Here is a 24,405-nt window from a genome sequence, read left to right on the forward strand (position 1 = left end):
GAGCACCAGATGTCGATCGACGTCAACAACGAGTCCGGAACCGAGGTCGACGAGCAGGCGATCCTCGACATCGCCCGCTACGCGCTCGCACGGATGCGTATCCACCCGCTCTCCGAACTCTCGGTGATCGTCGTGGACGCCGGCGCCATGGAGCAGCTGCACATCCAGTGGATGGACCTGCCCGGGCCGACGGACGTCATGTCGTTCCCCATGGACGAGCTGCGGCCCCCGTCCAAGGACGACGACGAGCCGCCGCAGGGGCTGCTCGGCGACATCGTGCTCTGCCCCGAGGTCGCCGCCAAGCAGGGCGAGGAAGCACCGACGCGGCACACCATGGACGAGGAGCTCCAGCTGCTCACCGTCCACGGTGTGCTGCACCTGCTGGGCTACGACCACGAGGAGCCGGACGAGAAGGCCGAGATGTTCGGTCTCCAGGCCGCCATCGTGGACGGCTGGCGCGCGGAGAAGGGTCTGACCGGCCCGTCCCCCGCCCCGACCGTGTCATGAGCCCGCAACTCGTCCTCGGCGCGATCGCGCTGGTGGTGGTCGCCTGGCTCGCCGCCTCCGCGGAGGCCGGCATCGCGCGCGTCTCCAGCTTCCGCGCCGAGGAGGCCGTACGCTCCGGCCGCCGGGGCAGCGCCAGACTCGCGCAGATCGCCGCCGACCCCACCCGCTACCTCAATGTGGCGCTGCTGGTCCGCGTCGCCTGCGAGATGGCCGCCGCCGCGCTGATCACCTACGGCTGTCTCAGGGAGTTCGACGGGACGGCCGAGGCGCTGCTGATCGCCATCGCGATCATGGTCCTGGTGTCGTACGTCGCCGTCGGGGTCTCCCCGCGCACCATCGGCCGCCAGCACCCGCTGAACACGGCGACGGCCGCCGCGTACGTCCTGGTGCCGCTGGCCAGGATCATGGGCCCGATCCCGTCGCTGCTGATCCTCATCGGCAACGCGCTCACCCCCGGCAAGGGCTTCCGGCACGGACCCTTCGCCTCCGAGGCCGAGCTGCGCGCGCTGGTGGACCTCGCGGAGGCGGAGTCGCTGATCGAGGACGAGGAGCGCCGCATGGTGCACTCGGTCTTCGAGCTGGGCGACACGCTCGTGCGCGAGGTGATGGTGCCGCGCACCGACCTGGTGGTGATCGAGCGGTACAAGACGATCCGCCAGGCCCTCACCCTCGCCCTGCGTTCCGGCTTCTCCCGGATCCCGGTGACCGGCGAGAGCGAGGACGACATCGTCGGGATCGTCTACCTCAAGGACCTGGTCCGCAAGACGCACATCAGCCGGGACGCCGAGAACGACCTGGTGTCGACGGCGATGCGCCCGGCCTTCTTCGTGCCCGACACCAAGAACGCCGGCGACCTGCTGCGCGAGATGCAGAAGGAGCGCAACCACGTCGCCGTCGCCGTCGACGAGTACGGCGGCACCGCGGGCATCGTCACCATCGAGGACATCCTCGAGGAGATCGTCGGCGAGATCACCGACGAGTACGACCGTGAACTGCCCCCGGTGGAGGAGCTCGGCGAGGACCGCTACCGGGTCACCGCCCGCCTCGACATCGGCGACCTGGGCGAGCTGTACGGCCTGGAGGCGTTCGACGACGAGGACGTGGAGACTGTCGGCGGGCTGCTCGCCAAGCAGCTCGGCCGGGTGCCGATCGCGGGCGCCTCGTCCGTGGTCGCGCTCCCCGACGCCCGTGAGCTGCGGCTGACCGCGGAGGCGGCGGCCGGACGCCGGAACAAGATCGTGACGGTGCTGGTGGAGCCGGTGGCGCCGGCGGGCCCGCCCGGCGGGGAGGAGGGGCCGGAGTGACCCCGCAGCAGCTGCGCGCCCTGTGCCTGTCCTTCAACGCGGCCGTGGAGGAGTTCCCCTTCAACCCGGAGACCTCGGTCTTCAAGGTCCTGGGCAAGCTCTTCGCCCTGACGAACCTCGACGCCGAGCCCCTCACCGTCAACCTCAAGTGCGACCCGGAGGACGCGATCCGCCTCCGCGCCGAGCACCCGGACCTGATCGTCCCGGGCTGGCACATGAACAAGCGCCACTGGAACACCGTCACGGTGGACGGCTCCCTCCCCGACCGGCTGGTCAGGGAACTGGTCGAGGACTCCTACGACCTGGTCGTGGCCGGTCTGCCGCGAGCCGACCGCCTCCGCCTCGACCGTCCCTGAGGCCCCCTTATGCTCGGATCATGACCGACAGCAGCGCGCTCGACCCCGAGGACCGCAAGATCGTCACCCTGGCCCGTTCCGCGCGGGCCCGCAACGGCGTGCCCGAGGGGGCGGCCGTACGCGACGAGACCGGACGGACGTATGTCGCCGGGACCGTCGCCCTGGACTCCCTGAAGCTCAGCGCCCTCCAGACGGCGGTGGCGATGGCCGTGGCCTCCGGGGCGACGTCACTGGAGGCGGCGGCGGTGGTGACGGAGGCGGAGTCGGCGTCGCCCGAGGACCGCGCGGCCGTACGGGACCTCGGAGGCCCCGCGACCCCGGTGCTGGTTGCCGGCACGGACGGCACCGTCCGGGAGACGGTCACCGCGGGCTGAGACAGCGGGGGACACCCATCTGTTACCGGCGGTAAGTAGGCCGGAATTCAACCTTGTCGCTCCCTGCCTCCCGCGCATCAATGGAACCGCCGGTACTCCCCCCACGGAAAGGGACCGGAATCCCATGAGAGGCAAGCGAATCGGAACAGGTGCGTCCCTGGTCGCAGGAGCCCTCGCGGTCTGCGGGCTCGCCCTAGCCCCCACCGCCGCCGCCGTCGCCCCCGGGACGGCCACCGTCAACGCCGACTGCGGAAGCTACGGCGGTGGCGACGCCACCCTCAGGGCCACCCAGAACGGCACGTCCGCCACCATCACCCTCAACACCTCCGCGGTCACCGCACCGCTCGCGATCGGCCAGGACTCACTCGTCTCGGAACTCACCCTGGTGAAGGCGGGCGGCGGCACCACCGTCTTCAAGGGCACGAAGAACCCGGCCATGGCGACCGGTGACGCCCTCGAGGTCGGCCCCCTCACCGGGACCGTCGCCTCCGGGGACAGCCTGGAGGCGTTCGGCGGCTCGCTGAAGGTGACCGCCTTCGGCTTCATCACCATCACCTGCACGGCGACCGGGCCGCAGTCGCCGGGCCCGTTCGTCTTCGACTGATCAGACCGGGCGGACAGCCGGCCGGGTACCTCACGGGTGCCCGGCCGCTACCGTGGTGGCCTCCCGCGTCAGCCCGCGCCGCAGCTGCCGACCGACGGCGCCGTGGTATTGGACCCGCTCACGTTGAAACCGAACGAGGCCGACTGCCCCGCGCTCAGGGTGCGGTTCCAGCTGACCGGGGTCACGGTCATCACGTTCCCGCTCCAGCTCGCGGTGCCGTTCCAGATCGAGGTGACCGTCTGGCCGCTCGCGAACGTCACCGGCACGCGCCAGTTGCTGACGCCTCCGCTGCCCGCGGTGATGGTCACCTCACCCGTGAAGCCGTTGTTCCACGCGTTGGTGGTGCGGTACGTGGCGTTGCAGGCGCCCGTCGGCGGCGGGTCCGTGGGGGTGCCCCCGCCGCCGCCGAGGGTGATGTTGGAGCTGCCGCTGCTCTGGTAGCCCTCGGTGGCCATGATCATGTAGTAGTTGAAGGCTCCCATCGGCATCCCGGCCGCTTCCCAGGCGTCGAAGTGGGTGCCGGTGTTGATGGTGCCGCTGGACCGCTTGCTGTTCCGGACGCTCCAGTACTGCTGGAAGGTCCTGGTGCCCTCCACCGACGGTGCGTTGACCCGCGTGGACTCGTAGATCGTGTACGTACCGCCGTCGGCGTTGACCGTGCCGCGCTGCTGGCCGGCCGACCCCGGGTTGTACGGGCCGTGGTTCTCGACGATGTAGTACTCCACCAGCGGGTTGGCGGTCCATCCGTACAGCGCCAGATAGCCGTTGCTGCCCGGGTTGAACGTGCCGGAGTAGGTGACGTTCCGGCGGCTGCCGTTGCTCCAGCCGAGGCCGCCCACCCAGTTGTTGGTGTTGTTCCACTGGCTGCTGTACTGCCCGGCGGCGCCCAGCGTCATGGTGACGGAGCCCGGGTCGTCGGTCCAGAAGGAGTAGTAGTACCCGTTGTACGTGCCGGTCGCGTTGCTGGTGAGGACCTGGTCGGCACGTGCCGTGCCGGGCAGCAGCAGTCCGGACCCGGCCGCCGCCGCCAGCGCCCCGGCACCGCCGAGGACGAACCGTCTGCGACTGACCTGACGTGGGCCGGAGCCGTGGGGGGTTTCGCTCATGGGACTGTTCCTCCTCATGAATCGCCTGTGACGCATGACCGGGGAGCGACCCAACAGTCTTTGGAGGCAGGGGAGTTGTCAATGGTTTCGTAATGTCTTCGAAACTATTCGGCGTTGGAAAACGTTGCAATGCCGGGGCGGGATGGGTGCGGCGGCTGCCCCGTGGGGGAGAGTGGAGGGGGTTCCTCGGGCTCGTTGGTTCGAAACTTTCGGACGTGAGGAGCGGGGCCGACGGGCCGGAATCCGGCCGTGCTCGATGAGGTCCGGGGATCAGGGAGAATGGGCGGCATGAGTGTTCGTACCCAGTCATCCGAGCAGCCGGCCGAGGCCGTCCACAGGGCCGGCTTCGCCTGCTTCGTGGGCCGCCCCAACGCGGGCAAGTCCACCCTCACGAACGCTCTGGTCGGGCAGAAGGTGGCGATCACCTCGAACCGGCCGCAGACCACCCGGCACACCGTGCGCGGGATCGTGCACCGCGAGGACGCGCAGCTGATCCTCGTGGACACCCCCGGACTGCACAAGCCGCGCACCCTGCTCGGCGAGCGGCTGAACGACGTGGTCCGCACCACCTGGGCGGAGGTCGACGTGATCGGCTTCTGCCTCCCCGCGGACCAGAAGATCGGCCCCGGCGACCGCTTCATCGCCAAGGAGCTGGCCGGGATCAAGAAGACCCCGAAGGTCGCGATCGTCACCAAGACCGACCTGGTGGACGGCAAGGCGCTGGCCGAACAGCTGATCGCCGTCGACCAGCTCGGCCAGGAGCTCGGCATCACCTGGGCGGAGATCATCCCGGTCTCGGCGACCGCGAACACGCAGGTCGACCTGCTGGCCGACCTCCTGATCCCCCTGATGCCGGAGGGCCCCGCCCTCTACCCCGAGGGCGACCTCACCGACGAACCCGAGCAGGTCATGGTCGCGGAACTGATCCGCGAGGCCGCCCTGGAGGGCGTCCGCGACGAGCTGCCGCACTCCATCGCCGTGGTCGTCGAGGAGATGCTCCCGCGCGAGGACCGCCCCGCCGACAAGCCCCTCCTCGACATCCACGCCAACCTGTTCATCGAGCGCCCCAGCCAGAAGGGCATCGTCATCGGCCCCAAGGGCAAGCGCCTGAAGGACGTCGGCATCAAGTCCCGCAAACAGATCGAGGCCCTGCTCGGCACACCCGTCTTCCTCGACCTGCACGTGAAGGTCGCCAAGGACTGGCAGCGCGACCCGAAGCAGCTGCGGCGGCTGGGCTTCTGATCAGCGGCGCTGTTCGCGCAGCAGGTCCCTGAACCAGTCGTACGACGCCTTCGGCGTGCGCCGCTGCGTGCCGAAGTCGACGTGGACCAGACCGAAGCGGCGGGCGTACCCCTCCGCCCACTCGAAGTTGTCCAGCAGGGACCACACGAAGTAGCCGCGCACGTCCACGCCCGCCTCCACCGCCCGGTGCAGCGCGCGGAGGTGCCCGTCGAGGTAGGCGATGCGGTCCGGGTCGTCCAGCCCCTCGTACGCGCAGCCGTTCTCGGTGATCACCACCGGTGGGAGGCGGTCGCCGTACCGCGCGTGGAAGCCGGTGAGGAGTTCCGTCAGCGCCTCCGGCACCACCGGCCAGCCGAAGTCCGTCACCGGGTACCCCTCGATCTCCCGCACCGAGAAGGGGAGTTCGGCCGGCATCCGGACGCCGCCGAAGTCGATCTCCGTACCCTGCGGAGCGCCCACCCGCGTCGGCGCGTAGTAGTTGATCCCGTACCAGTCCAGCGGCTCGGCGACGACCTCCAGATCCGCCTCGACGTCGCCCGGCATCAGCTCGGCGATGCCGTCCGGGTAGCGGCCCAGCAGCAGCGGGTCGGCGAAGAGCCGGTTCAGGAGCAGGTCGTAGAAGTCGGCCGCCGCCACATCCGCCTCGTCCCGCGAGGCCGGCCAGGTCGGACCGTGGGAGTTCGCGATCCCGATGTCACCCGCCCCCGCGGCCCGCAGCGCCCTTACCGCAAGGCCGTGCGCGAGGAGCTGGTGGTGGGCCACCGGGAGCGCGTCGAAGAGCAGCTTCCGGCCGGGGGCGTGCACGCCCAGCGCATGCCCCAGCAGGGTGTGCTCGGCCGGCTCGTTGAGGGTGATCCACTTCGTCACCCGGTCGCCGAGCCGCCCGGCGACCTCCGCCACGTACTCGGCGAACCGCTCGGCCGTATCGCGCTCCAGCCAGTCCAGCCCGGCCGGCAGGTCCCAGTGGAACAGCGTCGGCACCGGCCGCACGCCCGCCGCGCACAGCTCGTCGACCAGCCGGTCGTAGAAGTCCAGGCCGCCCTTCGCCCGCACCCTCGGCCAGGAGACGGAGAAGCGGTACGCGTCCACGCCCAGGCCGGCCAGCAGCGCCACGTCCTCCCGGTGGCGGCGCACATGGTCGCAGGCCACCGCCGCCGTCGAGCCGTCCCGCACCCGCCCCGGCTCGGCCGTGAACACGTCCCACACGGACGGCTCGCGCGCGTCCACCGCACCCTCGATCTGGTGCGCCGAGGTCGACACGCCCCACAGGAAGCCGGCCGGGAAGCGGGGGATCGGGTTCGTCGTCGCCATGGCCCGGATCATCGGCACCGGCGGTGAGCGAAGTCAACGCCCCTGCGCGCGCGGGGAGTCAGGCGCCTTCCTTCAGCACTCTCCTGATCAGCTCCCGCTGCTCCTCCGTGAGCCGGGGATCCGCGCAGTACACCGACTTCCCGTCCACCGTGATCCGGTAGCCGAAGCCGTCCGGCACCCCGGCCGGAGGCGTGCCCCGGCCGGCGGCCATCACCCGCTCGGCCAGGGCGTGCCACTCGTGGGCGTCGGAGCGGCCCGAGGTGTCCACCTCGGCCTGCCGCTCGATGCCCGCGAAACCGCCCGTGCGCCGCACCTGAATACGCATGGGTCCGTGTCTAGTACGGAACTACAGCGTCCGCACCCCCACCTGTTCCCACCCCTTGCTCACGGCGTCCAGTTCCTCGCCGTCCCCGTACCGGGCCCGCGCCGCCTTCACCGTCAGCGTCGCGAAGTCCGTGAACTGGGCGTCCTCCTTCAGCTCCCCGCCGGTCAGCACGTCGTACCAGACCTGCCCGGCCCGCTCCCAGGCGTGCCCGCCGAGGGTGGTGGCGGCCAGATGGAAGGCGTGGTTCGGGATGCCGGAGTTGATGTGCACACCGCCGTTGTCGCGGCCGGTGCGGACGTAGTCGTCCATCGTCGCGGGCTGCGGGTCCTTGCCGAGCACGTCGTCGTCGTACGCCGTGCCCGGGGCCTTCATGGAGCGCAGCGCGACCCCCGTCACGCGCGGGGCGAGCAGCCCGGCACCGATCAGCCAGTCGGCCTCGGCGGCGGTCTGGCCGAGCGTGTACTGCTTGATGAGCGCGCCGAAGACGTCCGACATCGACTCGTTGAGCGCGCCGGACTGGCCGAAGTACTCCAGGTTGGCGGTGTACTGCGTGACGCCGTGGGCGAGTTCGTGGCCGATGACGTCGATGGGGATGGTGAAGTCGAGGAAGATCTCCCCGTCCCCGTCGCCGAAGACCATCTGCTCGCCGTTCCAGAACGCGTTGTTGTACTCGCGGTCGTAGTGCACGGTCGCGACCAGCGGCAGCCCGTTGCCGTCGATCGAGTCACGGGCGTACGCCTTGAGGAACAGCTCGAACGTGGCGCCGAGACCGGCGTAGGCGCGGTTGACGGTGGCGTCCTGGCCGGGTGCGTCGCCCTCGCCGCGCACCTTCGTGCCCGGCAGGTCGGTGCCGTGCCGGGCGTCGTGCACGGTGCGGTGCGGCTTCCCCTCCTCCGCGTCGGCGAGCGTGGCGACGGCGGGCGCGCCGACGACCGTGGTCAGCCGGCGCTGGGTGCGCTCATAGGCGTCGCGCCGGAGGGTCCGGCGCGCGGGACCGTGGAGCAGGGGGTCCTCGGCCTGCGCGAGCCGGTCGAGGACGTGCGGCGGGACGATGGTGCAGAAGACGGGCTGGCAGCCCCCGTTGGTCGTCATGCCGGAAACCATCGCACCGTGTGACGCAGCTGTCACTACGCGCGACCACAATCGATGGAACGCTCCTCCGAGGCAGCCCGGGAGGAGGTCCTTCAGTGGTATACGGCACTTTTCGCCCGGTTCCTCCCCGCGGTCCCGCATACTGATACGGACCCTCGTGTGACGCACGGCTCGGTTAAGCTGCGGAGCATCATGCGTTTCGGGCTGCTTCTCCTTAGCTGCCGCGGTGAGGGTCTGCAGTAGAGGCCGACCCCCTCCCCGCGGAGTTTGGCGCTGCGCCGTCGGCCGTCCCGTCAAGGACACCCCGCGGACCATCGAGGAGCCCACGCATCATGGCGAACCGCCAGCAGCCCAGTCCCATGCCGATCCACAAGTACGGCCGCTACGAGCAGGTCGACATCCCCGACCGCACGTGGCCGCAGAAGCGGATCACCACCGCCCCCCGCTGGCTCTCCACCGACCTGCGCGACGGCAACCAGGCCCTGATCGACCCGATGTCGCCCGCCCGCAAGCGCGCGATGTTCGACCTGCTGGTCAAGATGGGCTACAAGGAGATCGAGGTCGGCTTCCCGGCCTCCGGCCAGACCGACTTCGATTTCGTGCGCTCCATCATCGAGGACCCGGACGCCATCCCGGACGACGTCACCATCTCCGTACTGACCCAGGCCCGCGAGGACCTGATCGAGCGCACGGTGGAGTCCCTGAAGGGCGCCAAGCGCGCCACCGTCCACCTCTACAACGCCACCGCCCCCGTCTTCCGCCGGGTCGTCTTCCGGGGCTCCAAGGACGACATCAAGCAGATCGCGGTCGACGGCACGCGGCTGGTCATGGAGTACGCGGAGAAGCTGCTGGACCCGGAGACGGAGTTCGGCTACCAGTACAGCCCGGAGATCTTCACCGACACCGAGCTGGACTTCGCGCTGGAGGTCTGCGAGGCGGTGATGGACGTCTACCAGCCGGGCCCGGGCCGCGAGATCATCCTCAACCTGCCCGCCACCGTCGAGCGCTCCACCCCGTCCACGCACGCGGACCGCTTCGAGTGGATGCACCGCAACCTCTCCCGCCGCGAGCACGTCTGCCTGTCCGTCCACCCGCACAACGACCGCGGTACGGCGGTGGCCGCCGCCGAGCTGGCGCTGATGGCCGGCGCCGACCGCGTCGAGGGCTGTCTGTTCGGGCAGGGCGAGCGCACCGGCAACGTCGACCTGGTCACCCTGGGCATGAACCTGTTCTCCCAGGGCGTCGACCCGCAGATCGACTTCTCCGACATCGACGAGATCCGTCGTACGTGGGAGTACTGCAACCAGATGGACGTCCACCCGCGCCACCCGTACGTGGGCGACCTGGTCTACACGTCCTTCTCCGGCTCCCACCAGGACGCCATCAAGAAGGGCTTCGACGCCATGGAGGCCGACGCGGCCGCGAAGGGCGTCACCGTCGACGACATCGAGTGGGCGGTCCCGTACCTGCCCATCGACCCCAAGGACGTCGGCCGCTCCTACGAGGCCGTCATCCGCGTCAACTCGCAGTCCGGCAAGGGCGGCATCGCGTACGTCCTGAAGAACGACCACAAGCTGGACCTGCCGCGCCGGATGCAGATCGAGTTCTCGAAGCTGATCCAGGCGAAGACGGACGCCGAGGGCGGCGAGATCACCCCGGCCGACATCTGGGCGGTCTTCCAGGACGAGTACCTGCCGAACCCGCGGAACCCCTGGGGCCGTATCCAGGTCGCCAACGGCCAGAGCACCACCGACCGCGACGGCGTGGACACCCTCACCGTCGAGGCCACCGTCGACGGCACGGAGACCACCCTGGTCGGCACCGGCAACGGCCCGATCTCCGCGTTCTTCCACGCGCTCCAGGGCATCGGCATCGACGTACGGCTGCTGGACTACCAGGAGCACACGATGAGCGAGGGCGCCTCCGCGCAGGCCGCCTCCTACATCGAGTGCGCGATCGGCGACAAGGTGCTGTGGGGCATCGGAATCGACGCGAACACCACGCGGGCCTCGCTGAAGGCGGTCGTCTCGGCCGTCAACCGCGCGGCGCGCTGACCAGCCGAATCGGCGGTCCGAGGCCCCGCTCGCCGGAAAACGGCGGGCGGGGCCCCGTCGTATACCGGCCATCTCGATGCGCGGGTCACGGAAAGGTCTCGTCCGGGGTACTGACTCCACCTCCTTGATGTGGCTAACATCACGCAAGCGCGGCGACGACGCTGTGGCGGTTATGGAGGTGCGACGTGCTGCCAGGACGGGGACCCAACGGCCGTGCCGCTGCCACCAGACTGTCGCGCCTCCTGGGCACCCGCACCGCGTGGACGGCCGTCGGTGACGGGGAGTTCTTCTGCCCCGGCTGCGGCGGCGACCGCAACTACCAGCGGCTCACCGGACACCGCCGCTTCGCCCTGTTCGGCGTGCCGGTGCTGCCGCGCGGTGAGACCGGGCCGGTCGTCGAATGCGCGGCCTGCCGTCGCCACTTCGGCACCGACGTCCTGGACCACCCCACCACCACCCGCTTCTCCGCGATGCTCCGCGACGCCGTCCACACCGTCGCCCTCGCCGTGCTGGCCGCCGGCGGCACCTGCTCGCGCGCCTCGCTGGAGACGGCCGCGGTCGGGGTGCGCGCCGCCGGCTTCGACGACTGCACGGAGGAGCAGCTGGCCGCGCTGGTCGAGGCGCTGGAGGCGGACACCGGCCGCTTCACCGGTGAGCCCTGCACGGCCGGTCTGGCCATCGAGCTCCACGAGGCCCTGGATCCGCTGGCCCCCCACCTCGCCGCCCCGGGCCGCGAGTCGATCCTCCTCCAGGGCGCCCGCATCGCCCTCGCCGACGGCCCCTACACCCCCGCCGAACGCGACGCCCTGGCCACCGTGGGCGCGGCCCTCACCATCTGCTCCGACGACGTGACCCGACTACTGGCGGCGGCCCGGACACCGTCCTGACGGGGCGTCGTCGCAACCGACGGCATCCTTCGTCGTCCCGGAACGTCAGCGGCGGTCGGGCGAGGAGGATCAGCCAGCTCCGGGAAGGTTGAGACGCATGATCAGCCGGTGTTCACCCGGACCGAAATAGTCGCTGCGGAAACCGTTTCCGGGTTGCTCGGGCACAAAGCCCAGGCGTTCGTAGAGCGTGACCGCAACGCTGTTCCCCGGCTCCACCGTGAGCCGGACGACGTGGATGCCGTCCTCGCGCAACTGCTCGAGGATGGCCGCCATCAACAGGCGCCCCAGGCCCTCCCCGCGATGGTCCATCGCCACACACAAGCCCAGGATCCAGCTCTCACGGTTGAGAGCGGAGGTCGCCGCCAGTACGTATCCGTGGAGGTGTTCGTCATCATCCAGGACCAGGAAGTGCGGGCCGTAGATGTCGACCAATTGGCGCATGAGGAAGTACGGGTACGCGACCTTCTTGAAGATCCTTTCGTCGAGGATGTGCAGCTCGGCCACGTCCGCCGAGCGCGCCTGTCGAAGGGTGAGAGATTGATCAGGTGATATCCGGATTCGTGCAGCCTCTGCGTTCCGGAGCTCGGACGTCATCTACGCCTCACTGTCCTCGAGTGAACCTGGTCGACCGCACGGCATGTCCCCCGTACGAGTGGGTTGTGTAGTCTGCGGCTCTACGTCAGCGTCATCTTCCAACTCCGCTGCGACAAGGGGGCTTTGGGGGCGCATGAGAGTCATGCCCGGGAGTTCCGCATGCTCCGGGAGGAGTGATGTGCGACCGTCCGGGAGATTGGCTGAGTAAGGAGTGCGAGGACCAGGGGCACTTCTGGAGACTCAGTACTCGTCGCCCTCCTGGGGGTGGTGAGTGCGAGGAGGGGGATGTGATGGGGGACGGGAGAAGTTGCGGACTCCTGGGGCGTGGACGGTCGAGAACAGGCCTCCGCTGATGAGCCGGGGCGACGGGGTGAATGGACCGCGACGGTTTCTCATCGCCACGGCTGTGGCACATCTGCCCCGCTCCCCGGTCGGGAGCCGTCCCGGGCTTGTCCAGGCGCGACAGAAGATCATCGACCTGTTCACCACTCGCCTTGGATACACACACGTCAGCGACCTGGGGCTCGATCCTGACAGGAACGCACTCCTGGACCATTTGGAGCGCTTCGCCACGTCGGAGGACAGACGCCCGGACGACATGGTTGTCGTGTATCTCGCCGGACACGGCCAGTTACTCGGCTCGACGCCTCGCAGGCACATGTTCTTCCCCGCTGACAGCGATCTGTCGAAGCCGAAGCAAGCGCTGCCGACGTCCCAGATCGCCTCGGTCCTGCTCGACGACACGGACATCAAGCAACTGCTCTTCATCCTCGACACATGTCACGCAGGCCAAGGGGCGGGCGATTCCGTGGCGGCCGCTCTGGAGAGTTTGCGCAGGAGTCCGGACAACGACAGCGCGGGTATCGCATTCATCGCTTCCGCTCAGCCCGCTCAGTCCGCGCTGGTCGAGGCCCTGCCCAATCTGCTCACCGCCGCAGTGGACAGCCTCGCCACCGCCGGAGAAAAGCCTGAGTACCTAAGCCTCGGTTCACTCGTTGCTCACATGAACGCAGACGTCGACCGGCCGCCAACACAGAGTATCGAGTGGCACGCGGCCAAGATGCTCGGTGATGTGCCGGCGTTCTTCCCGAATCCACGGCGGCACAGCCGCCCGTTCGAAGCAGATCTCGCGATGCAGCAAGCGATCGAATGGCAGGCGCAGGCGGAGCGCAGGGAAACCGAACTGGCCAGGCGCATGCTGGTGCGCGCCAAGGCGTCGTTCGGAGAAGAGGACGGCTGGTGGTTCAGGGGCCGTCGCCGCACACTCACCGAGCTCACGGAGTGGCTGGAAGGGCCGGACTCGCTATCGGCGGCGCTGGTGGTGACAGGCGGGCCCGGTTCGGGAAAGACAGCTGTTCTGGGTCTGGTCGCGGCGCTCACCAGCGAGGAGCGCCACCACAGTGTGCCGCTCCGTCTGCTCGACCTGCCGCAGTCAGCGGTACCCCTGCCCGGATCTGTCGATGTGGTCATTTACGCGCAAGCCCTCACCGACAGCGACGTGCTCAACGGGCTGGCCGCAGCGGCCGGGGTGCGTGCCTCGACGGTGGGAGCTCTGCTCGACGCGCTGGCGAACAGGCAACGCCCATTCACCGCGATCATCGATGCCTTGGACGAGGCCGCTACCCCCAACTCGCTGGTGACGCAGCTGATCCAGCCGATGATCCGGTTCGGCAACGGCAAAGTGCGCCTGCTCCTAGGAACCAGACCCCACCTGCTCAGACATCTGCAGCGAGATGTGAAGGTGAAGATTGTCGATCTGGACAATGAGACCTACGCGGACCGAGCCGCGCTTGCGGCCTATGCCCGCCAGGGACTGACGGACTCGAGGCTCGACAGCCCATACGCCGACGCCCCTCCGGCGCTGGTGAGTGAGGTCGCCGACGCCGTCGCGGAGGCAGCCTTCCCGTCCTTCCTGGTCGCCCGCATCGTTTCCGGGACCCTGGCCGTGCAGGACGTGGTTGCCGACCCCCGCGATCCGGAGTGGCGCCAGGCGCTGCCGAAGACCGCGGACTCGGCAATGGCGCAGGATTTGGACGAGCGACTCGGTGCTGAGGCCGACCGTGCGAGGGACCTTCTGCGGCCCCTGGCCTATGCGGAGGGCCAAGGGCTGCCCTGGGAAGACATCTGGAGTGCGCTGGCCTCCCGTTTGTCGGGCCGCTCCTACAACGACGAGGATCTTCTGTGGCTCCAGCATTCCACCGGCCGCTATGTCGTGGAGGCAACCGAGTTCGGTCATTCGGCGTACCGCCTCTATCACCAGGCCCTGGCTGAGCATCTCCGGCGGGACGAGAACGCGAGGGAGGCTCAGAGAGGATTCGTCGAGGTACTGAAGCGCCTAGTCCCTCGTACGCCTCTCCGTCGTCTCGACTGGCCCCGTGCTCATCCCTACACCCTGCACCATCTCGCCACTCATGCCGCCGTCTCAGGTGAGTTGGACGAACTGGTGATGGACTCCGAGTTCCTCGTGCATGCCGAGCCCGGGCCTTTGCTGGCGGTCCTGGACAGGCTCACGACGGAGCGTGCGCTTCGGCTGGCAGACCTGTACAGGACCTCGGCCGGCGACCACCGACGTGCCAGCCCAGGAATCCGGAGGGAACTGCTGGCGCTCGACGCGCTGCGTTTCAAAGACCGAGACCTCTCGCGTCGCTTGAGCCGCAACAGTCTCTGGCGCCCGGTCTGGGCCACCGACAGCCAGACGACCCGAGCCTCGGTCGAACGGCCCGGAGCCGTCAACGCGGTTGCCTGCGGAGAAGTGAGTGGTCGCCCGGTTGCCGTGAGTGGGAGCACCGATGGCCTTGTGCGTGTCTGGGACTTGCGGACGGGTGAGCTCTGCTCCGTCCTCGTCGGTCACCAGGGAGCCATCAACGCGGTTGCCTGCACCATGGTGAACGGTGTGTCCGTCGCGTTGTCCGGGGGCGATGACTACACCGTGCGGGTGTGGGATCTGGCGACAGGGGAGAGTTTGGCGGTCCTCAGCGCTCAGGGAGGAGCCGTCAACGGGCTGGCCTGCGCGGTCGTGAACGAGATGCCAGTGGCCGTCGTGGGCGGTGGTGACGCGTCGGTCCGGCTGTGGGATCTGTCCACCGGGGACCAGTTGGCCTCTCTCGTCGGTCATCCGGGGGCGGTCAACGGAGTTTCCTGCATCACCGTGAGGGATGTACCACACGCGATCAGTGTGGGAGCCGACGGCTCCGTGCGCCTCTGGGATCTACAGGAGCGGACGGAACGTGCGACGTTCGCCGGCCACAGCAGTTGGGTGTGGGCGGTGTCGTCCACACGGGTCGACGGGACCTCGGTCGCTGTCTCCGGCGGCGGTGGGGACGGGCATCTCTGTGTCTGGGACCTGGAGAGGCGTGAAGCTCTGCGGGTCCTGAGCGGTGACACAGGCTGGGTGAACGGGGTGGCCTGCATCGTCGTCGACGAACGACCACTGGCGGTGGTGGGCGGAGGCGATTACACCGTCCGCGTATGGGACCTGGTGCTGGGTGAACCTTCTGCCGTGCTCGATGGCCATGCCAGCGCTGTCAACGCTGTTGCGGCGACCGAGGTGGACGGTACTCCTGTAGCTGTGACCGGCGGTGCCGACGGTTCGGTGCATGTCTGGGACCTGCGGGCTGGAGCACGGCGTCTTCTGCTGGGTGTGGAGGAGAGAGTTGACGCGGATGCCACCGAGACGGGGCAGGAGAAGACCGCAGGTGTGGGTGCTTCGGAGCAGCGGCCGTCGACGGGCGGGTATGGCCACACCGGGTGGCTGTGGTCGGTGGCGCACACGAGGATCAAGGGCTCGTCGGCCGCACTGACAGTGGGTGGTGACGGCGACGGAGCGGTACGTGTCTGGGATGCACGGACAGGAGGCCAGCTGGCTGTGCTCACCGGATATACGGGCGCGGTGAACGCGGTCGCCTGTGCGGATGTCGACGGAGTACCGGTCGCTGTCGTGGGTGGTGGTGGCAATTACTCGTTGCATGTCTGGAATCTGGAGACCTGTCGGCACGAGAGCGTGCTGCGGGGACATGAGGACTGGATCTGGGGTCTGGACACGACCCATGTCGACGGGCGCGCGGTGGCCGTGTCCGGTGACGCATCGGGGGTTATGCGTGTGTGGGATTTGAAGTCCGGCGAGAACCTTTGTTCCGCGGAGGCTCACGCAGGTGTGTTGAACGGGGTTGCCTGCACGCGTCTCGACGGTCGCCATGTGGCCGTCACTGTCGGCGACGACGGCGTCATGTGCACCTGGGACCTGCTCACCGGTCGGCGGATCAATTCCCTGACAGCCCACTCCGGTGCGGCTCACGGTGTGGCCTGCGCGCGTGTCGGTGAACTGGAACTGGCCGTCAGTGTGGGTGACGACGGTGCGATGCGGGCGTGGGACCTGTCGACGACTGACGAAGTGGCTGTTCTGCCCGGTCACACCGGGGTGGTGAATGGAGTGGCAACCGGCCGCATCGACGGTCTGCCTGTCGCCGTTACGGTGGGCGACGACTACACGGTACGGGTTTGGAATCTGCACACGTGGAGCGAAATGTTGTGCTGGGCCACGCCCTATCCGGCGCGCGCGGTTTCCCTCAGCGACGACGGAGACTTCGTTGTCGGCACAGGCCACGAGATCGTTGTGTTCGAAATGGGTACGACCACTGATTTCGACCGGCGCTAGCCATTCCGACGCTGTCACGGAGGACGCGATGGCACGTGTTGTCTGCGTACACGGTGTGGGCAAACAGCAACTCGGTGAGCAGACGTTGCTGAGCCAGTGGACACCGGCGCTCCACGACGGGATGCGACGGGCCGGTTCGGCAACGAGACTCGCGGATTCCGACGTGGTGATGGGCTTTTACGGGGATTTGTTTCTGCCCCCGGGACAGCGTCTGGCCGGCGACGACCCACACTACGAGTGGTGGGACGTATCGGCCGGACCGGAGACGGAACTGCTGCTGCAATGGTGGGAGCATGCCGCTGCGGCCGAGCCGCAAGTCGTGGCGCCGAATGCCCAGAACCTCCTCGCCGGTGTGGGGCCGATGGTGCAAGCGGCGCTGCTGGCACTGTCAGGCTCGAGGTTCTTCGCAGGCCTCGCCGAGAAAGCGCTCATTTTCGATTTGAAACAGGTGGTCCGCTATCTTGCCGAGCCCGAACTGCGCGTCGCTGCGCGCGACCGCGTACGGCAGATGGTCGGAGCGGACACTCGTGTGGTCGTCGCGCACTCTCTGGGCAGTCTTGTGGCGTATGAGGCGTTGTGTTCGCTGCCTGAGCACGACGTGAGGTCTTTCGTCACGCTGGGTTCACCCTTGGGTATACCCAACCTGATATTTGACCGCATCGATCCGCCACCTGGGCGAGGCATGGGTCGCTGGCCAGGAAAGCCGTCCTCCACCGCTTGGACGAATTTGGCCGATGCCCGGGATGTAGTGGCGCTGGTGAAGGACCTCCGTCCCTGCTTCGGCCCTGACGTTGCCTGCTACCTGGTGCCCAATGGATCCCATGTGCACGACGTTGCCCATTACCTCACCAAGAAGGAGACAGGAGCGGCGATCGAGACGGCCTTCAAGTGATGCGCTGTGGCTGGATTACCCCTGGTAGTCTCATGCCTGTCAGGTAATTTTTACGGTAGGGCCGGGCGTGTATCCACGGTGCCCTGCTATCGCGTATGTGTCCTTTGGTCTGGGGCGAAAGGTTGACGAGATGATTCGGAATGCAGATGCGCCGTGGTCGGCGTTTGCCCCGGATGCGTATATTGATATTAATTACCGGATCTCTGGCGAGGGTGACCTGGAGATCGTTCGACTGATGCGTGATCACTTCAGTCGCAGCTTCGGCGATACGTCCGCTCGCTCGGCCCGGGGTGTCGATGTGGGGGCCGGACCGAACCTCTACCCGGCGCTGGCCATGCTGCCATGGTGCGACAAGATTACTCTGCTCGAGTATGCCCTCCCCAATGTTGCGTACTTGGAGCGGCAGGCGTCGGATCGGGGATTTGATGCCATGTGGGATCCGTTCTGGGCAGTTCTCAGCAAGGACCCGGCTTACCGGTCCATCGAACCACGGAAAAGGTTTGGTGAGATCGTTCGAGTGGAGCGTGCCAATTTGTTCGATCTCGACGGCTGGCAGCGTTGGGACATGGGGACTATGTGCTTTGTCGCAGAGTCCATGACGGAGTGTCCTGCCGAGTTCGAGCGCGGCGTTCGCACCTTTATGAATGTTCTCGAGGCGGGTGCGCCGTTCGCTGCAGCGTTCATGAAGGAGTCCGAGGGATACATCGTCAAAGGGATCCGGTATCCGGCATTCCGGGTGGCCGCCGAGGGGGTCGAAGAAATTATGAGTGAGTACGCGGAGGGGCTCGTTGTGCATGATCTTCAACATACGGTGCGGGAGGGGCACGAGGGAATGCTGTTGGCGCTCGGAAGGCGCAAAAGATAGTTGTTTCTGATGATAATCGACGGGAATCATGCCTGAGATGCCGGTTCGCCGGTCTCTGTGAGGGGTAGGGGATGCAGATCAAGCCACGCCAGCATCTGCTGGACATCTGGCGGGCCGCGGCCCGCCACTCGTTCGACGACGGCAAACTCGTCTGGGGGGACACCGATGGGCTGAGCAGCGTCGCGGACGCGGAGCGGCTGCTCTGTCTGCTGTACCCCGCCACCGAGATCCCCGCGTTCCGCCTGGACCAGCCGGACACCACGGAGCGGGACGTGCTGCGTGCGCTGGAGCGGGTCGGCAGCCGACTGGAGATCCCCCCGAACCTGATCACCGCGCTGACCCAGTTCATGCGCACTTACACGGGGCCCGACGACAGTCCCACCTTCGCCGGCGGACCGTACTTCAAACCCGTCGACCCCGCACAGGAACTCACCTACGAACAAGGCAAGTTAGGCGTTGTCGACTCCTACTCCATGTCCGTCACGCTCTGTCTCGCCACCCTCGGTTTCCTCAAGGTCTACGAGACCAGCACAACCCGCCCCGACGTACGCAAAGCGCTCAGCGAACTGCGGGACGCCACCAACACGCGGCTGACTGCCGCGATGATCAGTCTGCTGCGGTCCTTCACCGTCAACGTCTTCGACGCCGAGTCCGAACAGGGCCGGCGGCTGATCCAGGTCATCGGCCAGAACAGACACTCCGACCGGGCGGTGCTCCAGCAGTTCTCCCGCCGCTTCCGGCCGCTGCGGGCCACCATCATCGAAAGCCTCAGCCGTGGCATCCAGGTCGACGAGAGCATCCGGGACGAGACCCAGCTCTTCGAGTGCGGCTGGGCCTGGGGCGTGGTCAAGGACGCGCCGCAGATCACCGACCTGAGTGTCCAGGTTCCCGGCCAGCCCGACGGTATCGCCGACCGGCTGCCCTACGTGTACTTCACCGTGGTGGCACTGGACGGTATCCAGGACCTCTTCTCCGACCGCACCCTCACCCTGGGGCTGCTCGACGCCGATCAGCAGAAACTCGCCGAGGCGCTCCGCCTGCGCTGGGAGCTCAGCCAGCAGTACTGGTCGGCCGTCGCCCGCTTCGGCACTGAACGCTGGCCCCTGGAGGACCTCCCGTGGCAGACCACCGGTCTGCGTCTGGAGTCGGAGTACTTTTCCCTGACCGTCGCGGCCATCCTCGTCCACGACCTGGTCCGCCGGAAGGCGACCGACGACGACCTCACCCGCACCGTCGCCATCATGGAGCGCCTCGCCGACCGCGGCCGGGTCACCAGCCGGATGACGAGGAACGACCCCGTGGTCCGGCTGCACGACCCGGGCGTGCTGATGCCACTCGCCGGATCCGAACGCTCCGGGTCACTCCTCCAGTGGAGGATGACCGACTTCTCGGCCCAGCTGCTCAAGCGGACCGTCCAGCTCGCCGAACTGTCCCGCAGCATCGACGCCCAGGACAGGCTGCTGCGCCTCGCCGAGCAGACCTTCGAACACCTGTGGAACCGGAGGATCACGGAAGGCGAGGGCACCGGCCTGTGGGACAACGTACGGGCCGCCTACCCGGGTGCGCACGGCATCTCCCCCCGCCTGTCCTGGAGCGTCACCGAACGCGTCACCGAGTGCCTGGTCGCCGCCCGCAACATGTACGAGCAGCAGCCCATCCGCAGCCCGGAACTCGCCGAGCTCGCCCGGGACCTGCTCAGCGAAGCCACGCACCTGTTCGGCAAGGAGCAGCTGGAGGCCTCCTCCGCCGCCGACGGGAGCCGAGGACGGGCCATGCGCAGCATTGAGAGCCGCCTGGACCACGCCCGCAGTCTGATCGACGACCGGCCGGCCACCGCCTTTGCGCTCGCCCTGCCCGTGCTCCAGGAACTCGACACCCTGGCCCAGGCCCGGGACGCCGCCGCACAGGAGGGCTGATCCGTGCTCGTCTTCGCCGCCTCCGACAAGGGAGGCACGGGTCGCTCGGTCACCAGCGCCAACCTGGCCTACCAGCGTGCCCTCACCGGCGACCACGTCGCTTACGTGGACTTCGACTTCGGATCGCCGACCGCCGCCGCTGTCTTCGACGTTCCCAGCGCGATGCGCGGTACCGAGGAACGTGGCCTGCACTCCTACCTCGAGGGCGAGGTCACCGAACCGGCCGGAATCGACATCTGGCGGCAGACCGAACACCCTGTGCTGCGCGCCCGGCAGAACCAGTCCGGCCGCCTGGTCCTCTATCCCGGCGACGTCGGCGGCGGGGAATTCGCCACCGGCGAGGACGCTCTGGAACGGTGCATCGACCTCCTCCTGCGGCTCCACGGTGAGTTCGACCTCGTCGTAGTGGATTTGAGCGCCGGCCGCAGCTACGCCGTCGACCTGGTCCTGGCGGCGACGGCCCACTCCCGGATGCGCAACGTCCCCTACCGCTGGCTCGTCTTTCACCGCTGGACCCACCAGCACGTCATCGCCGCCGCCGGCCTCGTTCACAAGGAGAACGGCATCGTCCGGAGCGGCGTCGACCGCGGACACGACGAGGAGACCCTGCAGGGCAACATCCGCTTCGTACGCGCCGCCGTACCCGACCCCGAGTCGCCCTTGTTGTCCCAGGTGTCGCACGCTCAGGAGGCCTGGATGCAGTCCTGCAACAAGGCGCTGCGCCGCCTCGCCGCCGACCAGCGCATCGGCGACAGTGTGGTTCTCGGCACCGTACCGCTGGAGCCCATCCTGCAGTGGCGTGAGCAACTGATCACCGAAGACGACGTGCTCTCCACGCAGATTGCCAACAAGGAGACGCTGGAGGCGCTCGAGGAGATCGCCCGACGGCTGACCGACGACTCCCACTGGGGGCGGCCATGACGGAAGCGGTGTTCCGCGAAACCACTGCCGAACCACGGACCCAGTCGGTGCCGCTGGCTCATCTCTCCCTGGAACTGGGCCACTTTTACATGGAGGATTTTGAAGCCGGCCCGGACCATCTGCGCCGGCACTTCGCCCGGGTACGTCCCTGGGTGGACGCCGCACGCGCCGCCGCGGCCGACCGGGCAGGCGGTACTCGTCCCCGGATCAGCACGTGCTTCCTCATCGACGACTACTTCACCCGTTTCTCCAGCCCCGCCGAACTCGTCCCCCTCCTTCTGGCGGAGGCCGACCGCGCCGGACTGACCGTCGACTACCTGGCCCGTGAGTCCGGCTGCGCGGTCACCGGCAAGGTGCCGGTCGCGGAGGCGGTGGCCGGCCGCATCGTCGAGGAACCGCCGCCCGGCAGCTACGGAAACCGGCCCCCGGCCGCACTGACCGGCTGGCTGGCCAACGGAGTGCGCAGTCCTGCGACGCGCGCCCCGCAGGCCATGAGGAAGGCCGCCGCCTGGCAGCCGCCCACGGAGACCGCGGCCCGCCGTCACTCGGTCTTCCTGGACGTCGAACTGTGGAACGACACCCCCGACGGGCAGCGAGTCTGGTCCTGCCCCTTCCTGGCCGCCGTGTGGCAGCTCGCCCGCCTCGGGCTGCTGCGGCACCAGGGCGACGCCGTCCTCGATCCGCAGCCGCACACGGGTACCGGATTCCCGGACGACTGGGACGAACTGCCGGCTCTGGTACGACTCAACCCCCGCGCGGACCCGTTCGCCGCCTACCGGACCTGCTCCGTGCTGCCCAACCGCTTCTTACCCGTCGAGCACGCCGTCCGGGTGATTCTCGACCAGATCGACGTGGACCCGGAAGCGCTGCGCCAGGTCGCCGAACGGTCCGCCCGCGAGGCCGTGGCCGTACCCGCCTCGGTTGCCGACCGTGTCTCCTACCTCTTCTACGAGGGGTCCTGACATGAGGCCGGAGACCGCATCGAGTGCCGTGCTCGCCTGCGGCGAGGTCCGGACCTGCCTGTTGCCTGCCGGCCAGGCCCTCGACAGCCGCGCCGCCGCACAGCTGCTGCGCCTGCGCGCCGACGAGCGGGTCCTGGTCTCAGAGCGCCCCAACCTCTACGGACGTTCCGCAGACACCCTCACCGGAGTCGACTGCCCGCTCCCCAGCTCCAACGGTGCCAGGGTCCGCGCGGTCGGCACGGTTGCCGCCCGGGCCGCGCTCACCGAAGGACGCGTCCTGCAGACCTCCGCCTACTTCCGTGTCCCCGCCACCGGCCCCGACCACCGCCGACCCTGGGGCCACTACCTGGTACGGCCCGGAGTGATCGAGCCTTTCGGCAAGCTGCCCCGCGAGGCGGTCGCCGAAGGTCTTCTCGGCGGCGGGCGGCACGGCGACCTCGACGTCGGGCTGATCGCCGCCGGTCTGCAGACGCGGCTGCTGCGGCACCCGCTGCTCGACCAGCGGCCGCCCCTCAGGTCACGGCCCACCCGGCTGCGTTGGGTGGCCCTGCCCGCGGGGGACGGCGACGGCCCGTCCCTCGAGCGGTTCACCCTCGCGGAAGACGAGCTGCGCACCGTGCGGCTGCGAGTTCCCGAGGGCACTCGCAGCGCGGACATAGCCGGGCTCTGCGACGATCTCGCCCTGCACGACTGGCTGCTGACGACCGTGGTCCGCATCCTCGACGGCATCCGCCTGGGCCCCGGCGTACCACGTCCCCGGCCGCGGCAGACCCCTGTCGAGGACCTCCCCGTTGTGGTGAAGGCACTGCGCCCCGCCGTCGACCATCTGCTGCACCTGTGGATGCCGCGGGCCCGTGTACACAGGGAACTCGCTCCGCTGTGGGCCGCGTTGGAGGAGCAGCCGGGATTCACCCGGCAGTGGCTCGCCCTGGTGCAGCGCGTACGCGACCAGCTGACCCTGCACGCGATTCCCCCGGCGTACCGGGAGGTGGCGCCGACGCCCTGAGCCGATCCCACCGAGACGCACACCAGCCGTGAGCGGACTCGACAGGACCCTCACGCACATTCCCGCATCCCGAACCGACGTGTTTCCCAACGGGGGGAGAAGCGAGATGAGCACGGCACAGTCACCTCAGCCCGAAGACACGGCCGGCCCGCCGGGCACGGTGGCCACACCCGGTCACCCGGGCGACCGAAGGCCACCCCGCCGACCGGTTCTGCCCCGCGCCCCGCACGCGGACGACCGGCCACCGGCAGCCCCCGCGGCGGAGGGTGCCGGGCAGAAGACCGATCCGGCCCCGTGGCGCCGCAGCCTGTTGGTCGGCCTTGTCGTCGGCCTGCTCGCCTGGGGCGTCGCCGCGTTACTGAGCCCGGAGGACGGTCTGTCGCGGCAACTCGGCGCGGCCGTACTCTGCGCCGTCGCCGCAGTGGTTGTCCAGCACGTCCTCCTCGTTCCGGACCGCACGGCGGAGGAACGGGCCCGGCGAGCGGAGAGCCTGCTGGCCGAGACCGCCGCCACCGTACGCGACGGGCTGCGGCGCTACGACGATCTGCAGAGCGGTCTGACCCGGCACACCGAGGACATGAAGCAACTCGTCGAGACCCGGCTGGTCCCACCGACCCGCCCTGCCGAGCCCCAGTCGGCACCGGCCCGTGTCCGCATCGAATCGGTGCCCGACCTGGCCACCAATTTCGCCGAGGCCCTGGCACCGGGCCTGCCGATCCTCTCCTCCTTCGTCCGCCTGGAGATGCAGCGGGTGATCGGTCACATGACGGATCTGACCACCCTGACCGCCGAATGTCCCGGTGAGAACCATGACTGGATGCTCACCCTCACCCGTGCCGCGGAGGAGTCCATCTGTGCCACCAGCACCTCCGTGGACCGGGAGTTCTGGAACAGCGAGCCCGCCAGCCGTTACCTGCACGCGCAGAAGGAGGCGATCGACGAACACGGGGTCCCCGTGCGACGGCTGTTCCTGCTGGAGAGCGCGCGGGAGCTGGACGACCGGCTGCTGAGGCTGTGCGAGGAGCAGGAGGTCCTGCACATCGAAGTGCGCGTGGCCGTCCTGCCGGAACTGCCGCCGCACCTGCTGCGCGGCACCACCAACGACTTCATCGTCTACGACGAGGCGGTTTCCTTCGAGATCGATCAGGATCTGCGCGACGTCAACATAAGGACCCGGCTCATCGCCCGCCAGGACCACGTCCAGGACCGCATGAAGCGCTTCCGGGAGCTGTGGGAGGCCGGTATGAGCATCCGTGAGCTGGAGGTGCGGGTCGACGACGAGGAGGACGGGACCTGGATGGTCGACCGGGCCTGAGCGGAGCACGGGCCGGTTACTCCCGGGGGAGTAGTCCCGGCTCCGTGCCGCCCCACGCAGTACCGCCCAACTCGATCCCACGTCCGACGATCCGCCGCCCTTCCGCCGGGAGTCTGGA

21 protein-coding genes are annotated in these 24,405 nt (G+C 68.6%); 16 read left to right on the forward strand and 5 right to left on the reverse strand.

Annotated features, from left to right (window positions below; genetic code table 11):
* The first annotated feature begins 9 nt into the window (after positions 1–9).
* The 5 genes from ybeY (at position 10) to ACZ470_RS02755 (ending at position 3,145) form a co-directional block, all read left to right on the forward strand.
* The gene (gene ybeY / locus ACZ470_RS02735; protein WP_024888363.1) at positions 10–507 is read left to right on the forward strand and encodes an rRNA maturation RNase YbeY; all 498 of its coding nucleotides are present in this window, start codon (positions 10–12) and stop codon (positions 505–507) included.
* Entirely contained in the window at positions 504–1,811 is a 1,308-nt protein-coding gene (locus ACZ470_RS02740) for a hemolysin family protein (RefSeq protein ID WP_468423746.1), read from the forward strand. Before ybeY ends, ACZ470_RS02740 begins: the two co-directional genes overlap by 4 nt.
* On the forward strand, positions 1,808–2,167 hold the full coding sequence (locus ACZ470_RS02745) for an MmcQ/YjbR family DNA-binding protein (RefSeq protein WP_468423747.1): 360 nt from the start codon (positions 1,808–1,810) through the stop codon (positions 2,165–2,167). Before ACZ470_RS02740 ends, ACZ470_RS02745 begins: the two co-directional genes overlap by 4 nt.
* A gap of 20 nt (positions 2,168–2,187) precedes the next feature.
* On the forward strand, positions 2,188–2,541 hold the full coding sequence (locus ACZ470_RS02750; protein ID WP_468423748.1) for a cytidine deaminase: 354 nt from the start codon (positions 2,188–2,190) through the stop codon (positions 2,539–2,541).
* A 124-nt stretch (positions 2,542–2,665) separates the two neighbouring features.
* On the forward strand, positions 2,666–3,145 hold the full coding sequence (locus ACZ470_RS02755) for a hypothetical protein (protein WP_468423750.1): 480 nt from the start codon (positions 2,666–2,668) through the stop codon (positions 3,143–3,145).
* A 68-nt stretch (positions 3,146–3,213) separates the two neighbouring features.
* Here ACZ470_RS02755 and ACZ470_RS02760 read toward each other — a convergent pair whose 3' ends face one another.
* Positions 3,214–4,251 carry a glycoside hydrolase family 11 protein gene (locus ACZ470_RS02760; protein WP_468423751.1) on the reverse strand — a complete coding sequence of 346 codons (1,038 nt, stop codon included), beginning with the start codon at positions 4,249–4,251 and terminating at the stop codon, positions 3,214–3,216.
* Positions 4,252–4,539: 288 nt separating this feature from the next.
* On the opposite strand from ACZ470_RS02760, the gene era reads away from it, so the two are divergent.
* Entirely contained in the window at positions 4,540–5,493 is a 954-nt protein-coding gene (gene era / locus ACZ470_RS02765; protein ID WP_468423752.1) for a GTPase Era, read from the forward strand.
* Here the strand turns inward: era and ACZ470_RS02770 are convergent, their stop codons facing one another.
* From ACZ470_RS02770 to ACZ470_RS02780, 3 genes are read right to left on the reverse strand one after another with little or no spacing between them, the layout of a single operon-like run.
* Positions 5,494–6,804 (reverse strand): GH1 family beta-glucosidase, encoded by a 1,311-nt coding sequence (locus tag ACZ470_RS02770; RefSeq protein WP_468423754.1) that lies wholly within the window; start codon positions 6,802–6,804, stop codon positions 5,494–5,496.
* A 58-nt stretch (positions 6,805–6,862) separates the two neighbouring features.
* Positions 6,863–7,129, reverse strand: a complete 267-nt coding sequence (locus tag ACZ470_RS02775; protein ID WP_468423756.1) for a protealysin inhibitor emfourin — start codon at positions 7,127–7,129, stop codon at positions 6,863–6,865.
* 21 nt (positions 7,130–7,150) lie between these two features.
* Positions 7,151–8,221 carry a M4 family metallopeptidase gene (locus tag ACZ470_RS02780; RefSeq protein WP_468423758.1) on the reverse strand — a complete coding sequence of 357 codons (1,071 nt, stop codon included), beginning with the start codon at positions 8,219–8,221 and terminating at the stop codon, positions 7,151–7,153.
* A 332-nt stretch (positions 8,222–8,553) separates the two neighbouring features.
* Here ACZ470_RS02780 and leuA point away from each other — a divergent pair, with 332 nt between their 5' ends.
* Positions 8,554–10,275, forward strand: a complete 1,722-nt coding sequence (leuA, locus tag ACZ470_RS02785) for a 2-isopropylmalate synthase (RefSeq protein ID WP_468423760.1) — start codon at positions 8,554–8,556, stop codon at positions 10,273–10,275.
* Between the two features lie 185 nt (positions 10,276–10,460).
* Complete coding sequence (locus ACZ470_RS02790) at positions 10,461–11,162, forward strand: TerB family tellurite resistance protein (RefSeq protein WP_468423761.1); 702 nt, start codon at positions 10,461–10,463, stop codon at positions 11,160–11,162.
* A gap of 69 nt (positions 11,163–11,231) precedes the next feature.
* On the opposite strand, the gene ACZ470_RS02795 is transcribed toward ACZ470_RS02790, so the two are convergent.
* Complete coding sequence (locus ACZ470_RS02795; RefSeq protein ID WP_468423763.1) at positions 11,232–11,756, reverse strand: GNAT family N-acetyltransferase; 525 nt, start codon at positions 11,754–11,756, stop codon at positions 11,232–11,234.
* A 406-nt stretch (positions 11,757–12,162) separates the two neighbouring features.
* Between ACZ470_RS02795 and ACZ470_RS02800 the strand changes: the two genes are divergently transcribed.
* The 8 genes from ACZ470_RS02800 to ACZ470_RS02835 all read left to right on the forward strand — a co-directional run bounded on the left by ACZ470_RS02800 (position 12,163) and on the right by ACZ470_RS02835 (position 24,287).
* Positions 12,163–16,410, forward strand: coding sequence for a caspase family protein (locus ACZ470_RS02800; RefSeq protein ID WP_468423765.1), 4,248 nt, complete (start codon positions 12,163–12,165; stop codon positions 16,408–16,410).
* A 28-nt stretch (positions 16,411–16,438) separates the two neighbouring features.
* The gene (locus ACZ470_RS02805) at positions 16,439–17,302 is read left to right on the forward strand and encodes a lipase family protein (protein WP_468423767.1); all 864 of its coding nucleotides are present in this window, start codon (positions 16,439–16,441) and stop codon (positions 17,300–17,302) included.
* 130 nt (positions 17,303–17,432) lie between these two features.
* The gene (locus ACZ470_RS02810; protein ID WP_468424048.1) at positions 17,433–18,167 is read left to right on the forward strand and encodes an SCO2525 family SAM-dependent methyltransferase; all 735 of its coding nucleotides are present in this window, start codon (positions 17,433–17,435) and stop codon (positions 18,165–18,167) included.
* 71 nt (positions 18,168–18,238) lie between these two features.
* Positions 18,239–20,083: an SCO2524 family protein gene (locus tag ACZ470_RS02815; RefSeq protein WP_468423769.1), complete on the forward strand. Its 1,845-nt coding sequence runs from the start codon at positions 18,239–18,241 to the stop codon at positions 20,081–20,083.
* A 3-nt stretch (positions 20,084–20,086) separates the two neighbouring features.
* Entirely contained in the window at positions 20,087–21,004 is a 918-nt protein-coding gene (locus ACZ470_RS02820; RefSeq protein ID WP_468423770.1) for an SCO2523 family variant P-loop protein, read from the forward strand.
* Entirely contained in the window at positions 21,001–21,966 is a 966-nt protein-coding gene (locus ACZ470_RS02825) for an SCO2522 family protein (protein WP_468423772.1), read from the forward strand. The genes ACZ470_RS02820 and ACZ470_RS02825 overlap by 4 nt, the downstream gene beginning before the upstream one ends.
* 1 nt (position 21,967) lies before the next feature.
* Positions 21,968–22,972, forward strand: coding sequence for an SCO2521 family protein (locus ACZ470_RS02830; protein WP_468423773.1), 1,005 nt, complete (start codon positions 21,968–21,970; stop codon positions 22,970–22,972).
* Positions 22,973–23,078: 106 nt separating this feature from the next.
* Positions 23,079–24,287: a hypothetical protein gene (locus ACZ470_RS02835; protein ID WP_468423775.1), complete on the forward strand. Its 1,209-nt coding sequence runs from the start codon at positions 23,079–23,081 to the stop codon at positions 24,285–24,287.
* Positions 24,288–24,405: the final 118 nt, after the last annotated feature.

This window comes from Streptomyces sp. NPDC031111 (assembly GCF_055570675.1).

What these genes read in the sequence shown, in the direction of transcription:
- ACZ470_RS02810 (WP_468424048.1), top strand. Translation starts at nt 17,433, where the DNA reads ATGATTCGGAATGCAGATGCGCCGTGGTCGGCGTTTGCCCCGGATGCG.
- ACZ470_RS02835 (WP_468423775.1), top strand. Translation starts at nt 23,079, where the DNA reads ATGAGCACGGCACAGTCACCTCAGCCCGAAGACACGGCCGGCCCGCCG.
- ACZ470_RS02780 (WP_468423758.1), bottom strand. Translation starts at nt 8,221, where the DNA reads ATGACGACCAACGGGGGCTGCCAGCCCGTCTTCTGCACCATCGTCCCG.
- ACZ470_RS02740 (WP_468423746.1), top strand. Translation starts at nt 504, where the DNA reads ATGAGCCCGCAACTCGTCCTCGGCGCGATCGCGCTGGTGGTGGTCGCC.
- ACZ470_RS02770 (WP_468423754.1), bottom strand. Translation starts at nt 6,804, where the DNA reads ATGGCGACGACGAACCCGATCCCCCGCTTCCCGGCCGGCTTCCTGTGG.
- ACZ470_RS02750 (WP_468423748.1), top strand. Translation starts at nt 2,188, where the DNA reads ATGACCGACAGCAGCGCGCTCGACCCCGAGGACCGCAAGATCGTCACC.
- ACZ470_RS02815 (WP_468423769.1), top strand. Translation starts at nt 18,239, where the DNA reads ATGCAGATCAAGCCACGCCAGCATCTGCTGGACATCTGGCGGGCCGCG.
- ACZ470_RS02775 (WP_468423756.1), bottom strand. Translation starts at nt 7,129, where the DNA reads ATGCGTATTCAGGTGCGGCGCACGGGCGGTTTCGCGGGCATCGAGCGG.
- leuA (WP_468423760.1), top strand. Translation starts at nt 8,554, where the DNA reads ATGGCGAACCGCCAGCAGCCCAGTCCCATGCCGATCCACAAGTACGGC.
- ybeY (WP_024888363.1), top strand. Translation starts at nt 10, where the DNA reads ATGTCGATCGACGTCAACAACGAGTCCGGAACCGAGGTCGACGAGCAG.
- ACZ470_RS02825 (WP_468423772.1), top strand. Translation starts at nt 21,001, where the DNA reads ATGACGGAAGCGGTGTTCCGCGAAACCACTGCCGAACCACGGACCCAG.
- ACZ470_RS02795 (WP_468423763.1), bottom strand. Translation starts at nt 11,756, where the DNA reads ATGACGTCCGAGCTCCGGAACGCAGAGGCTGCACGAATCCGGATATCA.
- era (WP_468423752.1), top strand. Translation starts at nt 4,540, where the DNA reads ATGAGTGTTCGTACCCAGTCATCCGAGCAGCCGGCCGAGGCCGTCCAC.
- ACZ470_RS02805 (WP_468423767.1), top strand. Translation starts at nt 16,439, where the DNA reads ATGGCACGTGTTGTCTGCGTACACGGTGTGGGCAAACAGCAACTCGGT.
- ACZ470_RS02830 (WP_468423773.1), top strand. Translation starts at nt 21,968, where the DNA reads ATGAGGCCGGAGACCGCATCGAGTGCCGTGCTCGCCTGCGGCGAGGTC.
- ACZ470_RS02755 (WP_468423750.1), top strand. Translation starts at nt 2,666, where the DNA reads ATGAGAGGCAAGCGAATCGGAACAGGTGCGTCCCTGGTCGCAGGAGCC.
- ACZ470_RS02760 (WP_468423751.1), bottom strand. Translation starts at nt 4,251, where the DNA reads ATGAGCGAAACCCCCCACGGCTCCGGCCCACGTCAGGTCAGTCGCAGA.